Origin of the sequence: Effusibacillus pohliae DSM 22757 (genome assembly GCF_000376225.1) — a bacterium.
Taxonomy (GTDB): domain Bacteria; phylum Bacillota; class Bacilli; order Tumebacillales; family Effusibacillaceae; genus Effusibacillus; species Effusibacillus pohliae.
The window spans coordinates 1-15,110 of record NZ_AQXL01000109.1 but is presented as its reverse complement, the minus strand read 5'-3'; the positions used below and the strand labels follow the sequence as shown (position 1 = coordinate 15,110).

Sequence of the window (15,110 nt, the reverse complement as noted above, 5' to 3'; positions counted from 1 at the left end):
GCCAAGTCAACGTTTCTTCGTTCGCCCTATCTTCCGAACGATCCGTCCCCACAATTCTCGCAATTCTCCAATTTCCTTTTTCGGCAGCCGCTTGTTTCCGTAGCGCACCCGCTCAAAAATCCGCGCCAGCATCACCCATTCGCTTCCTTTGTAGCCGCTGTCCGCCAATTCCGCCCCGAACTCCCTCACAGTCACATCGGGCTCCCGCTTCCAGCCGAACCGCTGCAGCACTCGCAGCAGCCGTTCGATCGCGACAACGATCTGTGAGTTCTCATCGGCCTCTTTTCGCGCGAAGTGCCGCACATAAAACGCTGCCAGCAACCGCCTGCGGAAAAGAAACCCGATCGCCAACAAGACCACCGCGATCCACAGAGTGACTGTACCGACGGTTTGCCAGTCGATTTCATGCGACACGTCGACGCTGGTGTCCTGCACTTCCGGCCTCTGCGTGCGTTCCGGTTGCTGCGGCGTTGCCGCCTGCGTATTTGGCACGGCAACCGGCAGGTCCTGCATCACCACAGGCTGCGAAAAACCGGCCGTCGGCTCAAACGGCAGCCAGCCGGTTCCCGGAATGTACACTTCCGCCCAGGAGTGGGCGTTGCGGTTGCGAACGACATATTTTTTCCGGCCGTCCGTTGCAGAGAACATCGGGTCCTGCTCGCCCTCCGTGAATCCTTTCACCCAGCGGGCCGGCAACCCGGCCGCCCGGGCCAACACCACCATCGCAGAGGAGAAATGGTCGCAATATCCCTTCCTGCTTTCAAACAGGAACTGATCGACAAAATCCTGGTCGTCAGCCGGGAAGGGGATATCCTGCGTTTCGTACATATAATTGGTGCGCAGGTACTGCTCGATCGCTTTCGCTTTTTCATAATCGCCCGCCTTGCCCGCCGTGATTTGCAGGGCCAGATTATGGACACGGGGCGGCAGATTGGGCGGCAACTGCAGCAGCTCAGGCAAGTTGGGCAGCGGCCCTGCCGTCCTTTCTCGCTGGCGAACTCCATCCAGATCGTAATAGGGTACCTGGGACACCACCTTGTACGTCTGCCCAGCCCGCAAATTACCGGAAAGCCGCCAGTCTATCGGGAAAAACGAAGCGAACTCGGGACCGCTCCCCGCATCTGGCATTGCTTGAACCTGCATCGCCTGATACTGTCCGAACAGCGTACTGTACTGTCCGTTCTCCACCCGGATCTCCTGCTCCACCGTTTTGGTCTTGATGTGCTCGTTCAAAGCGTACCCATTTCGGAAGCGGTTCGCCGCGCGTGCGAAATCGAAATCATCCAGCGAAAACCCGCCTCCTGAGCCGTTCAACCACCCTTTACCTGTATAAATCAGCTTCGACTCGCCGCGGTAGTAGCCGGACTGATTGGTAATGACGGTAAACGCCACCGTATCGTCCATCACATACGGACCGCCCAAGTGATTGTCATCCGCTCCGTAGCCGATCTTCTTCGGTCCGCTGTGATTTTCGCGCGACGTTTTGCTCTCGAGGAACGAGACCGGATCCGGCCAGGCCGGCGGATATTTGGGAGCGGCCATGCCGCTGCCGACAGCGGCCAGTGTGACGGCCAGCGTCCAGGCGATCCATTTGAGCGGCCACCCGCGCATTCGCTCGGAGACCCGCAGCCATTTTTCCAATTCGGGAAGCTGTGACAGCGACAGCAGCAGAAACCCGATCAGGAAGTAGCGAACCACAAAGCCGGACGCGTCGGGCGGAAAAAATGTGTCAATCACGCCGATCACCACTTCGCCGATGAACAGCAGCACGAACAGCCAGCCCCGGCTCTGCAGCGCATTGCGGTACACCGACGCGGTCAGCCAGAGAAACAGGAGGAAATACAAGGTTTGCGAATTCTCCGGCACCTGCGCGAGTTTCTGCTGCAACGCCAGCCACGCTCCGTCGGCGGCCGTTCGCAACACATCGAGCAGCCAGTTCGGCCGCCAGACCGGTGAGCCGGTGTAATAAAAGTGGTGCATGAACGCAAATACGGCAGCCAGTTTCAGACCGATTCTGGCACTCCGCCAGGGGAGCAAAAGGTCAAACAGCAGACACAGCCCGACAAACAGATAAAATCCGAACATGTCAGGCACCCCGCCCGCCTTTCCAAGCGGGGACAACAGTTGGTACAACCAGACGAATAAAGCGGTTGTCAGCAGCCAGTCCCTCGTCCAGGTGCCTGTGATCCATCTAGTTGTATGCCGCATGCGCCACCGGCCCCCTTACCGCTTCCTGCAGCTCTTGTTCGCTGCCCGCCAGATGGACGTGCACGCCGAACAAGGCCAATTTTCCGATCCACTGCCGTTCTTCCGCGGAAATCATCGCCACATTCTTGAGCAGGAAAAATTCGGTCTTGATCTTCCGATAGTCAAGAAAACTGATCAGGCTTACCATTTCTGCGTTCAGCACCGGTGAAACCATGACGGTCGTGCAGCCGCGCGGCAGATAGTTCACTTCCTGCAAGACTGTTTCCTTAAACGGCAGGGCGGAATCCGGCTGCACCAGCGCCAAATGGTCCATAATTCTGACAAAATGTTCCTGGCTGCGGGACAGCGGCAGCACCATTCGTTCCCATCCGTAGGAAACCAGGCCGACCGCATATTTTTTCTCCAGTCCGTAGCGGATCAGCGAGGCGGTTGCGGTCACCGCCGTTTCAAACACGGACGCCCCGCCGGCCGCGTAATCCGCTTTGTTGCGGTTGAGAAAAAACATCAGCTCGTTCGTCACATGCAGCTCAAACTCTTTCGACTTGATCGCACCTGTCCGGGAGGTCGCCCGCCAATGAATGCGGGACAGCCGGTCGCCCGGCACATAATCGCGCACCCCCAGCACGTTGGTCGTATCCTCCGCCATCCGGTTCTGGGAGAACGACATGCCGGCATTGAACGGATTCACCGTGTGCCAGGAGCGGATCGGAACCACCTTCGGATAGACGGTCACCTCATCCGCTCGCCGATGCACGACCTGTTTCCGGCAGAACCCGAACAGATCCCCGGTTCGCAAAACCGTATCCTGCAAAACGTATTTTCCCCGCTGCAGATTCGGAATCGTGTACCGCATGCGAACCCGTTTTTCAAATCCCGGGAAAAAAATCCGCTTGCTTTCCGCCCCCCACACCAGCAATCGCTGCGGCAGCTGGTCCTCGATCGCTAACCAGACCAACGGCCACCGGGAGTGCGACCGCACATCCAGATCGACTTCCAGTTCGCCGCCCGCCGTCAATTTCGTTGCCGACACATGCCTTTCGCTCGCCAGCCTACGACCGGCGAAACGGCTTGTCAGGAACACGTATAAAGCGATGACAACCGTTGCAAAAAACAGAAACCACGATGCGTAACCGCCCTGAAATTTCGCGTAGGAATAGGCGGACGCGAGAATCACCAGCCAAAGCCCAAACGTGCTTGCCCTTTTCAGCACCTATCTTCGCTCCCTCGCTATCGGTACAGATACACCGCGCATCACGTCGCGCAACACTTGATCGACCGTGACGCCGGACAAGCGGGCTTCGCTTTTCAGGATCATGCGATGACCGAACGTAATCGGCACCAACCGTTTCACATCATCCGGCACCACATAGTCCCTGCCGAGCGTAAACGCCAGCGCCATCGCCGCTTTCAGCAACGCGATCGAACCGCGCGGCGACACGCCCAGGTAGACGTCGCGATGTTCCCGCGTGGCGACCGCAATGTTGACGATGTATTCGCGGATGCTCGGTTCGACATACACATTCCGGACCGCTTCCTGCAGCCGGCGCAGCGTTTCCAGATCGAGCACCTGCCCGATCGTTTCGATCGGATGTCCTTTTTCTTGTCTTGCCAAAATATCGATCTCGTCGCGGAGAGCCGGATAGCCGAGGCTGATTTTCAGCAGAAAGCGATCCAATTGCGCTTCCGGCAAAGGAAACGTGCCTTCGTATTCGATTGGGTTTTGCGTCGCCATCACCATGAACGGCTTCGGCAGCTCGTGCGTGACCCCGTCGACCGTGATGCTGCCTTCTTCCAGCGCCTCCAGCAACGCCGATTGCGTCTTCGGCGACGTGCGGTTGATCTCGTCCGCCAGCACGATATGGGCCATCACCGGGCCGGGCCTGAATTCGAATTCCAGCGTTTTTTGATTATAGATCGAGACGCCGGTCACATCGGACGGAAGCAAATCAGGGGTGAACTGGATGCGCTTGAACGAGCATCCGAGCGACTTGGCAAGCGCGCGAACGAGCATCGTCTTCCCTACCCCTGGCACATCTTCCAGCAATACGTGGCCTTCGCTTAACAAGGCGACCAGGCAGAGATGTACGGCGTCCGATTTGCCGACAATCACCTGTTCCACATTTTCCGCCACTTGCCGCAACAAAGCGTGCGGTTGGTCATAGTTAGAATCCACCAACGGTTGTTCCTCAGCGAGTCTCATGCTGCTCGATCCCCCCAGTCATTTCACCTGAAAATCTGTCTGTTTCAAAATTCGCTCTCTCTCCGGCCGATCCCTTCCGGTTTTTGAAAAATATTTCCATGCAGAAACGGATGGCTTGCTACCATTAGCCTACCACGGCGGACTCCGTATCGCCTACGGGAAAAATGTGCCGACAAAAAACCACCCCCATGTGAGACACACATGAGGGTGGTGCGGTTACGGACTGACATACCCCATTGGGTTGACGTAATTCATCGAACTGCCGCTGATACCGGTCGCCACGCCAAAATGCAGGTGGGGGCCGGTCGATTCGCCGTCATTGCCGATCAGCGCGATTTGCTGGCCGCGCTTGACTTCCTGCCCCGGCGAAACCAAAATACCGTTGCCGTACATATGACCGTATACACTCATTACGCCGTTTGCGTGTTCGATCACGACCCAGTGGCCAAAGCCGGATGCGGTGCCGGCGAAACGGACGATTCCGTTGTCGACCGCGACGATCGGAGTGCCTATTGGACCGGGAATGTCAATTCCTTTGTGGAAACTGCCCCAACGCGGTCCGTATCCGGAGGAAATTACATGGGATGAAGGCACCGGCCACAACCAACCGCTGCCGCTGGCCACGATCTGCTTTCCGCCGGTTGCTTGCTGCTGAGCCCGAATCGCGGCCACCAGTTGCGCCTCGATCGCCTGCATCTCAGCCGCTTCTTTCCGCGCCTGCTCTTCCGTCATCTTGCGGTCTTGCTGCACCTGTGCCAAGAGCGACTGTTGTTCCGCCTTCGCTTTATCCTGTTCCGCCTTGGCGGCAAGCAATGCGTTCTGCCGCACCTCGCGGGCCGCTTGCTCCCGTTTCAGATCCGCCTGGATGTCGTCCAATTTTTGCTTCTCCCGCTTGATGCTTTCGACCAGCCGCTTGTCCTGGTTCACCACCAGCGACAGCGTGCTGATCCGGTCGATAAAATCGCTGAAGTCAGTCGAGGCAAACAGCACTTCCAGATAGGAAACGTCTCCTTCTTCATACACCACGCGCAGCCGCTCTTTCAGCAGATTTTTGCGGGCTTCCAGCTTCTCCTGCGTCTTTTGGATCTCTATTTCCATCTGGCGGATTTTCTCCGCCCCTGCGTTGATTTCCGCTTGCAGTGCATCGATCTGTTGATTCAGTTCGACAATTTGCTGATTGACGGCTGCCAACCGCTTTTGCAAGTCTTGTTCCTTGGAACGCAGCTGTTCAATTTGCTTCAAACGCTGGTCATATTGTTGACGAAGTTCGTCGAGTCGTTTTTGGTCCGATTCAATGCTGGCCTGCGCCGTCGTTAAAAGCGGCGTCAGTAAGATGGCGCCCGCGATAAAGCCGGCCATCAGCTTTTTTGCTGCCATGATCGCTCCCCTTTCCATTGGATTCTCAGCGCATCGAAAGCAGACTCCCGATCGCGGTTCAATTTTCACACATCGATACGTATTCGACGGATTTCGCAAATCTCCTGTCGGTTTGTCCAATTTTTTCGCAAAACGGCCACATTTTTGGCGAAAAAAGTCTGTTTCTGCCGAATTTTGGTGATTACCAGTGGGAATTGCAGTTTCTTTCAACGGGAACCGATCGGACGGCGCAACCGCTCTCATATCACTCCTGTTGGAGGGAATCATATGTTTTGGGGGTGAGGGAATTGGGACGCGATCCACAAGAGTTGTATCCAGAAGCGATGCTCAACTTGGGCATTCCGTCCGAAATGAGTCCGATTGAAGATCTGACAGGTGCCACCAACGATCCGCCGATGCTGGAAATCACCCGTCCGCTGGAAGCGGGCGAACCTGCGGAGATCAGAAGGCCGCTGTCGCTTGGGGATCTTGCAGAACACCGGCAGGAACGGTTGTAGCGCTACACCTTCAATTGACGCTCGGACCGGATCCCCTCTTGTGAGCCAGATGGGGCTGTCCCAACAGTGATCGGAATGACCGTGGGATGGGCCCCCTCTGTGTTCGATAGCATGGTCATACCGTCAGACATGTTTGTAAAAAAATAAAACGGCACCTGAACCAGGTACCGACAGGAAAAAGTGGAGGTTATCGTAACTATACCATTCAGCTGGCCGGCGGTCTCCATTCTTGTCAGCTATCCTCCCATACCATTACGATGAGTAACGCAAAGCGAGACCGTGCACGAAAAACTGCTTTTTCCGCACGTTATTTGAACCATCCTTTTTCCTTGAAGCGTTTGATCGCTTCAATGCGGTTGCTGACATGCAGCTTGTTGAGAATGACGGAAATGTAGTTGCGCACCGTCCCTGTGGTAAGATAAAGCTCGCTTGCGATTTGATTTGTACTTTTTCCCTCGGCCATCAGCATCAGCACTTCGTGTTCCCGTTCGGTCAGGGGATTGTCGTCGTTATAGGCAACTTCCACCAATTCGGACGCAAAAATCCGCTTGCCAACCGTCACGCCGCGGATCGCTTCGGCCAGTTCTTCGCTCGGGCTGTCCTTCAGCAAATATGCGTGAACGCCCGCTTTCACCGCACGTTCAAAGTACCCCGGACGCGCAAAGGTGGTGAGAATAATCACCTTGTGCCCGGCTCCCTTCAACTGCTCCGCGGCGTCCAGACCGCTCATGCCGGGCATTTCAATATCCATGATGCAAACGTCGGGCTGAAGTAGACAAGCGAGGCGTACCGCTTCCTCTCCGTTAGCCGCCTTGCCGACAACCTCGATGTCTTCTTCCAATTCCAGCAGTGCGGCCAGCGCGCCAAGCAGCATTTTCTGGTCTTCAGCAATAAGGACCCGGATCATACGCCCGCCCCCTGTTCCATAGGTCGTTTCGGCATGTTCGGCACCGTGATGATGACCGTCGTTCCTTCCCCGTTCTCCTCCGAACGTATGTCGAGATTGCCGTTGACAAACTCCAATCTTTCTTTCATCCCTCTCAGTCCGCTCCCCCGGAGGTTCGCTGTCCAGGGGACGAAACCTAAACCGTTGTCCCTGACGCGAACGACCAGTTCGATCGGGGTAGAGTCGATGGAAACGGTACATCGGGTCGCACCACTGTGCTTTACGATATTGGTGACCGCTTCCTTCAGGCACATACACGCAACATTTTCATTAATCAAAGACGTGTTTGTGAGACTGGGGTCACCTTCCACTTCAAATTCGATCTGTGCGGCCGTCAGCAGTTGGCGGGCGCGCTCAATTTCGTCCTCCAGCTTGGCTCCCCGCATTCGTGTCACCAATTGCCGGGCTTCCTTCAATGCGGCACGGGCCGTTTCCAGCACATTGCGCATTTCTGCTTCCGCCTGTTTCGGATTCTTCCTGATTAATTTCAGGGCCAAATCGCTTTTCAATCCGATAAGAGACAGTTTTTGACCAAGTGTATCATGCAAATCGCGGGCGATCCGTTGTCTCTCCTCCAGTTTGACAAGTTCAGCGATGCGTTTGTTGGCGTTCTCCAACTGCCCGATTAACCTGTCCTCCCTGTTTTTGTTGTAGGAACTGACTGGAAGCAAAATGACGGCGATGAGGCTGAGCAGTACAAACGGAAGCTGCTTGATGAACTCGGGATCTTGCTTGGCAAACCCATAGTTGACGGCGGCCAGCGTGCTGATCAGATGCACTGCATACAGTGTGAAAAACGCTGCCCGGTTACGCAAATTTCCGATGAAAAACGCCAGAAACAGCGAAAAATAAATGTAACCGTACAGAAAACCCATCGCTGTGGAGATGACAATTTGCACACCCGTCCAGAAATACACAAGCCAACCTTTTGAAAAAAAGGACAACAGGTAGCAAACGAAAAACAGGATGACCATCGCGATGCCGATCGCCACCTGATAAAGAGAAGAAGTCCGGAAAATGAAGTAAAACGGAAGAATGTAGAAAACGATCCACACGTAGGGGCTGAGCCCAGTATTTTTTCGAAACATGGCATTTAGTTTTTGCAGCACTGTGCGCATGGTGTTTTCCTCCGGTTTCTTTCGCTGAAACAGCATGTGTGTATATTATACTACACAAACTTTACAGCGGTTTCCCTCTCAGTCCGTCCGGGCTCCTGCGGCGATTTTTGCCGCGGCGGCCGCCTTGCCCTTGCGTTTGGGGCGTTCAGGAGCGGCAGCACGAATACCGCGGATTATGGGTCCGGCCTCTTTAAAACTTACAAACGTTTTCTCGGCTTCATGCCAAAGCCGGTACCGCAGCGATTTCAGGCTGGTGGCGAGCGTAATCGTGGTCGCCTTTTGCAAGAATGGAACAGCGAGATGCGCTTCTTCCAGATGGTAGTTCGGCACTCTCGGATTCAAATGATGCACGTGATGAAAGCCGATATTGCCGGTGATCCACTGCAAAGGTCGGGGCAGCTTGTAAAAGGAACTGCCTTCCACGGCGGCCTGCACATAATCCCATTCTTCTTCCTTTTCAAAATAGGAGCGTTCGAACTGGTGCTGTACGTAAAACAGCCAGATACCGAACATGCCGGACAGGAAAAAGATCGGTCCCTGCACGGCCAGCAATGCCTGCCAACCGACCACTTGGTACAGCAGCGCGTACATGGCGGCAATCAGCAGATTGGTCAAGTAGGTGTTGATCCGTTCCTTGCGAGGCGCCCCCCTGCGGTTGAACCGGTATTGAACCAGAAACACCGCAATCGGACCGAAGCCGAACATGACGAGCGGGTTTCGGTAACAACGGTAGAAGATGCGCCGCCACAGGGGGGAAGCCGCATACTCTTCCACCGTGAGCAGCCAAATATCCCCGATGCCTCTTTTGGCAAGATTGCCGCTCGTCGCGTGGTGCACAGAATGGTCGTGCTTCCATTGGCAGTAGGGCACGTGTGTCAGCACTCCGGTAATGGTGCCGAGTATGTCATTGGCTTTGCGGCTTTTGAAAAACGATTGATGGCAGCAGTCGTGAAATATAATGAATGTCCGAATCAAAAAGCCGGAAGCGACGGCCGCGATCAGCAACGTAAGCCCGTACGAAAAGGACAGGCTGGCGTACGCGGCCCACCAGAGCAAAACCAGCGGCACGACAGTATTGACGACTTGCAGCAGGCTCAATTTCGTATCGGTTTTCTGAAAAGCGCTCACTTCTTTTTTCAGGTTGGCAAGATGGGATGCCGACATGATGTAATCCTCCCCACCGAATCCGTTGCGCGAATTCGTGCATTGATGCATTTCTTTGTTTTCCTTCATTATAGGGGAATATGTGCGCTTTCCTGAATTCATAAACGTCAAGAGGAGCATATGACAAATGTCATACAGGTCGTACAACAACGTTACGGATCCTTTGCGTTTTAAATTCAAATTATTACATCATGTCCTTGTCCGGCGAACATTTTAAGCAGACACATTGAATTGCTCAAGATCACGAAACGCCCGTATTCTCGGGCGTTTTTAGATTGGATTTCACGTTGTTTCACGACCATTTGTAGGCGTTTGATTTGCAGTTGGATTTGCAAATCAAGGTGAAATTAACTCCACGCCGATAAGAATAATCTCTACTTCACCCTAGGAAATCATCCTTCCATTTAGGCTCTAACTAAGTCACTTCTTTGGTTTAGTCAACTTTCTAAAGGTGGATGTCTGTGAATGTGGGCTTGTGATTTTAGTTTAACGAACTTCCAAGAATACAAAAATAATCCGGTCACCATTCCCATCCGAGATATTGGTTTTTCTGGGGACTTTCACAAGGCTCAACTAATAAAAGTTCTAAGGTTTTCAACGTTATCTTTTATTGCCCAATAGAACAAACATTTACCATTACTTCTTGCCGCCCACAATTCCCCTATTGCCTTTTTCTCTTCCGAATCCTCGTTGTCCTTAATATGGTCACCTTTATACTCAACCACTAAAAGCCGCCCATCATTAAGTTCAGCAACGAAATCCGGGTAGAAACGACCTTTAGATTTTTGTAACCAAAAGCTATACTTTTCTTGACCGTCAATATTTCTAATCCAGTGCTTAACCTGGGGGAGTGAATCAATTATTTGGGCACAGCGAAACTCCTCTCCGGTATTTTTCAATTCTCCCACTAGTTTATGGTAATGCTTATTGAACTTAAAATGCCCATCATAATACCAACTTGCTGGATATACGTCTTTATCAAAAGTAAAAACAAATTCGTCTGTCACAAATAACGTATCATCCCCGAGATTTAAACAAGTCTGATACGCTTGTTTTCGTACTTGTTGGCGATGACGGTCAATCAGCTTCTCCACAGCGTCACGTAATCTATACTTGAAATAAACTAAGGTGTCGAGATCGAATTCTCGCTTCTTGATCAGGTATTGAATTACCTTGTATATAAACAACGTAGACTGCTTGATCGAAATATCAGGATGAGGAATCTTACGGTCTAACCAGTTAGCTAACTCTGCAATCGTCCATCCTCTATTATCGATGTATAAAGAGAGCTGTTCAGTTAAATCTTCAATAAACCTGCTTTCAACCTTCCCTTGATCCGTAACCGTTATTTCCCCAACCTGGCCTATTCCTTTATGTTTAAGAGAGAAATCTTCTTCGGACAACTTGTAATCACAAGTGGCAAGTTCCCAGTTAGTGTTTAAGAAAATCGTTTCCTCGAAAATTCTTATTTGCTCCCCGCTTTTATATACCAGATAGGGGACACTAAACGTAGTCTTAGTCTGTTGCTTTGGAAACTCAGGTCGTGGTTCACCTGTTCCATCACTTGGACTTGGTTTTCTACGACTTTTCGTAAACAAATTCCAAACTGCTTTCTTACCTTTTTCAGTTTTAAAGCACTTCTCAATCTTTTCTTTTTCTTCCTCAGACATTGAACCAGTGAATTCAAGGGTTTTAGATTCTGATTGGTAAGTGACCTTTTTCTTTATCTCCTCTGGTAGATCGTCAAGGTCTGGTTCTTCTTCTACAATCTCCGAAGTTACAATAAAGTCGAACAAGTCAGGTTCGGGTGTCGGCGGTTCGATCATGAGTGGTGCTTCAAATTTCTCAAACCCATTTTCAATGAGTGCGTCAGTAAGAGCTTCAAGCGTCTCAGCAAACTTTGTGGAAGAAACGTAAGCATACGCTTTATTAAGTTCTTGGTGATTTTTCTTTTTAGCATTTGGCAAACGCAATATACGCCCTACCAACTGTTCCACAGCAGTAGCCGAACCAATTTCAGCTACGGAACAGAGAACATAAGCGTATGAACAGTCCCACCCCTCTTTAAGTGCTGATACCGTGATTACAAACTTAATTTTGCAAGTAGGGTCAAAAAGATTGACGCCGTCAAGTTCTTTTTGATCTCCAATATGAATCGCAATTTCATCCCTAGGTATTTTGAAATCTTCCATTAACGATTGCAATAAAATGTCCACATTAATCGTTTCTCTATCTTGATAACGAGGCTGAGCTTGGAATAGAACAATAGGCCGAATATGTTCCCCAGTCTCCCGCTCCTCTTTGCGGGCTATACTCTCTAATTGCTTTCGCTTTCCAATAGCATCCGCAATAACTTCCTTCCAGTCATTCTTAGTCTCCAGCCTAATCGGCATTTTAATCATTGATTCAGCGTTAAGTTCAGCGGCGGACACGCTAACAAGTACGTTACTAGCAAATTCACCCCGTTGAGGATGATGAGTTGATTGAGGGGTCGCAGTAAACTCAATTACACAAGAAGGACTAAATCTTGCCAGAGTTTCAAAAGACAAGTTTGTACGGGCGTTATGGGCCTCGTCCATGATTACCATAGGCCTTCGAGCCCTCAGAACATTTGCCAGTGAATAAATAATTTTGCCGTCCTGATTCTTCTCTAACGAATCCAAAACTGCATCATTTAATCCAGTAAAATGAGGCATAAGTGAGCCATTTTCGTCGTAAATCCTTCTCCCATCAGTATCCTCAATACGCAGTGCTGCTAACGTGGATACAATGATACATGTTTCACTGTCAAGCACGTTTCGTTGAACGAACAAAGCCTCTGTAATATCCAGAACGGTAATCGGTCCGTTAATGGTACCTTTAAGTGCTTGTCTGTATGGGTGACTCTCGTCTTTAAGAGCAGCAAGAGTTTGGTCACGGATTTGGATTGTAGGGACTAGCCACAATACGAGAGCATGATCAACGTGTAAGAATTCGCTCTTGACAATGTCGATAGCGTGGCATCCCATAAGGGTTTTTCCACCACCTGTAGGTATCCGTAAACAGACATAAGGCATTCCCGGTAATTGAGGGACAGATACGTAAGGTCGACCAGTTATTTGGGAGAAAGCCTCACTTGCTCCCACAGCCCTCGAGAGTTTGAGATAATTAGAAAGTGTGTTTAAAGCCCTTTCCTGATATTTCTTTAGATTCAACATATTTATTTCACCTTTATCTCATATGGTATTTGTTTAAAAACTATTCCATATACGTTAAGTAATGAGGAACTGACCCGACAACCGTTTGCAAATATGATTCTTTGTCTACCATCAAACGGGGGAAGACTATCGACTATTTCCTGTGTCAAGAAAGTATCCTGTCCACTTTCGTCGAAAAAGAGGTAGTACAATTTCCCTTTTGACTCTCCGATAAAGTTATTACGATTATCAGAAATATCCCCTAAAGGCTCCCCTGTTTCCGTGAAAAAGATATGTCGTGCCAGATCTTTATAGGTCACTCTGTCTTTTAAGAGGCCGACCTCGTTAAACAGGCTTTCACCTAGTTCACAAAAGACAAAACCAGACCCACCCTCCCATTCATATTCCTTGGAAACACCTGTGAAGTCCTCACCATTCACCACTCTTGTTAAGCGAGGCAATGTATGTGTGAAGCATATGTCGGTCATTTCAATGGCGATCCATCTACGACGCATCTTTTGCGCAACGGCCGCGGTTGTTCCACTACCGGCAAAGGAATCAACCACAATATCACCCTCATCGGTGAAGTGTTTTAACAGCATAGCCAGAAGCCGTTCTGGTTTTTTTCCTCCGTTGAACTCGACCCCACCTTCGTGACGGCAATTCCCGAAGTCCCCAGCCATATCGTAGAAATTCGGTATTGGATTTTTATTTGTAGTTTCTCCTTCGGACTCCAATACATCAGTTGGAACACCTTGATAATACTTTCCTCTAATGGCATTCGCTCTCTTAGGGCCAGTGAAGTAGCGGTAATCATACGAGTCATCACCAATACCGTATACCTTGTAGAGAACTCCAAGACCGTCAATATCCTTGCGACCATTTAAGTAATCTCTAAAGAAGCGTCCTGATGAGTTGTTATTAAGAACTGAACCAGAAGCCCATATTTCCTTAAGCCCTTTGGGAGAAGGTTCGCCTTCGTAAATCTCGTACTCATTACTTTTGAAAATCACTACTTCTTTGCCGCCAATTATTGTTTTTCTACCTGGAGCTTTCTCACGAACATACCACTTAAATTTATCTAATTTGTACTCCGTCTCAATCAATTTTGGCTTAGCCTTTGGTGTAGCACGGTACACAAGAATCTGTTCAATTTGTTTATGGAAATCCATATCTTGTGTTAGTGTTTTATCAGCATACCTGACCTGCACATAAATAGTTGCTAGGTAATTCGAAGGAAGGAATATTTCATCCATTATTGCCTTGAGATTTGCGGCTTCGTTATCGTCGATCTGCACACAAATAAATCCATCGTCTCTGAGTAATTTCTTAAGTAAGTTCAAACGAGGGTACATCATGCACAACCATTTATCATGACGGGATAAGTCCTCCATGTCCGGCCCAACGACTTCCCCTAACCATTGACGTATTTCAGGACTATCCACATCGTCGTTATAATGCCAAAGTTGATTCGGACTACCTGTGTTATAAGGGGGATCTATATAAATGAACTTACATTCTTTGGAATAATAAGGTAGTAATGCCTTAATCGCCTTTAAGTTGTCGCCATGAATAAGTAAATTACCATTGGCTTGTTCGGGGTTTACTGAATATTCTGGTTGGGCGTTCAATAAGTGATAATGAATCTGATTATGATGATTAACAACAGCTTTTTTTCCAATCCAATCTAAAGTCGGCATATTTGCAACCCTTCCTAAAGAAGTAGTAGTCTCTCTTGATAATAATACAATTATTTCAATCGAGATGTACCCACATCGCTTTTTATTCGCCAACATTGGTGAAATACCTTCCAGACCTATCAGCAATCCCACTTTAGACTGGAAGCGTTTCGGAGTGTTACGATGAATTTGCAAAAAGAACATATGAATTTTTGTTCCTTACTAAAATTCTCGTGTTTTATGCGGATTTGAAGGAAGAAGCGCTTTACATAATTCGCCGCAAAGAACGTATGCAGGGAGGTTTATTTTGGCTATTGCCGCATGTCTACGGAAGGACAGGTGGAACACGGCTACGATTTGGAAACGCAAGCGGAACGGATACGTTCTTATGCAAAAGGTTTGACGTACAACGAGCCAGAATCATCACGGATGACGGTTATTTGGGGTGCATCGTTGGAACATACGAAGTTGTGTCCGGTATTATGTGTAAAAAGGATCTGAAATAGGAAGAGTCATTTCAATCCTCTTTTTGGGAATCATGGAGTTTGTCTACAACAATATCCCAAGGAGGAATCGAAATGACTCACTTCCATCTTACCCTTTCCGCAGAAGAATTACACCAACTGCTTACAACACATGGCAAACTGGCTCCATCTCTCATGCAGTCGTTTTTGAACCAACTCTTACAGAAGCAAGCATCGGAGCAGATCCAAGCGGAACCCTACGAGCGAACCCATGAACGCAC

10 protein-coding genes are annotated in these 15,110 nt (G+C 50.0%); 1 reads left to right on the top strand and 9 read right to left on the bottom strand.

What is annotated here, in order from left to right:
- Positions 1 to 6: 6 nt before the first annotated feature.
- The 4 genes from C230_RS0105925 to C230_RS0105910 form a co-directional block, all read right to left on the bottom strand.
- Entirely contained in the window at positions 7 to 2,208 is a 2,202-nt protein-coding gene (locus C230_RS0105925; protein ID WP_018131119.1) for a DUF4129 domain-containing transglutaminase family protein, read from the bottom strand.
- A complete protein-coding gene (locus C230_RS0105920; protein WP_018131118.1) occupies positions 2,192 to 3,418 on the bottom strand; it encodes a DUF58 domain-containing protein in 1,227 nt (408 codons plus the stop codon). Before C230_RS0105920 ends, C230_RS0105925 begins: the two co-directional genes overlap by 17 nt.
- A complete protein-coding gene (locus C230_RS0105915; protein ID WP_018131117.1) occupies positions 3,419 to 4,408 on the bottom strand; it encodes an AAA family ATPase in 990 nt (329 codons plus the stop codon). It abuts the gene before it with no gap.
- 216 nt (positions 4,409 to 4,624) lie between these two features.
- Entirely contained in the window at positions 4,625 to 5,785 is a 1,161-nt protein-coding gene (locus C230_RS0105910; protein ID WP_018131116.1) for a murein hydrolase activator EnvC family protein, read from the bottom strand.
- Between the two features lie 287 nt (positions 5,786 to 6,072).
- On the opposite strand from C230_RS0105910, the gene C230_RS21875 reads away from it, so the two are divergent.
- Positions 6,073 to 6,282, top strand: a complete 210-nt coding sequence (locus C230_RS21875) for a hypothetical protein (RefSeq protein ID WP_083910472.1) — start codon at positions 6,073 to 6,075, stop codon at positions 6,280 to 6,282.
- Positions 6,283 to 6,589: 307 nt separating this feature from the next.
- Here C230_RS21875 and C230_RS0105895 read toward each other — a convergent pair whose 3' ends face one another.
- The 5 genes from C230_RS0105895 to C230_RS19600 form a co-directional block, all read right to left on the bottom strand.
- On the bottom strand, positions 6,590 to 7,189 hold the full coding sequence (locus tag C230_RS0105895; protein ID WP_018131113.1) for a response regulator transcription factor: 600 nt from the start codon (positions 7,187 to 7,189) through the stop codon (positions 6,590 to 6,592).
- Positions 7,186 to 8,346 carry a sensor histidine kinase gene (locus C230_RS0105890; protein WP_018131112.1) on the bottom strand — a complete coding sequence of 387 codons (1,161 nt, stop codon included), beginning with the start codon at positions 8,344 to 8,346 and terminating at the stop codon, positions 7,186 to 7,188. Before C230_RS0105890 ends, C230_RS0105895 begins: the two co-directional genes overlap by 4 nt.
- Positions 8,347 to 8,424: 78 nt before the next feature.
- The gene (locus tag C230_RS19610) at positions 8,425 to 9,510 is read right to left on the bottom strand and encodes a fatty acid desaturase (RefSeq protein ID WP_051074218.1); all 1,086 of its coding nucleotides are present in this window, start codon (positions 9,508 to 9,510) and stop codon (positions 8,425 to 8,427) included.
- 569 nt (positions 9,511 to 10,079) lie between these two features.
- Positions 10,080 to 12,707, bottom strand: coding sequence for a DEAD/DEAH box helicase (locus tag C230_RS19605; RefSeq protein WP_051074217.1), 2,628 nt, complete (start codon positions 12,705 to 12,707; stop codon positions 10,080 to 10,082).
- A 2-nt stretch (positions 12,708 to 12,709) separates the two neighbouring features.
- Positions 12,710 to 14,569, bottom strand: a complete 1,860-nt coding sequence (locus C230_RS19600) for a site-specific DNA-methyltransferase (RefSeq protein WP_211208007.1) — start codon at positions 14,567 to 14,569, stop codon at positions 12,710 to 12,712.
- Positions 14,570 to 15,110: the final 541 nt, after the last annotated feature.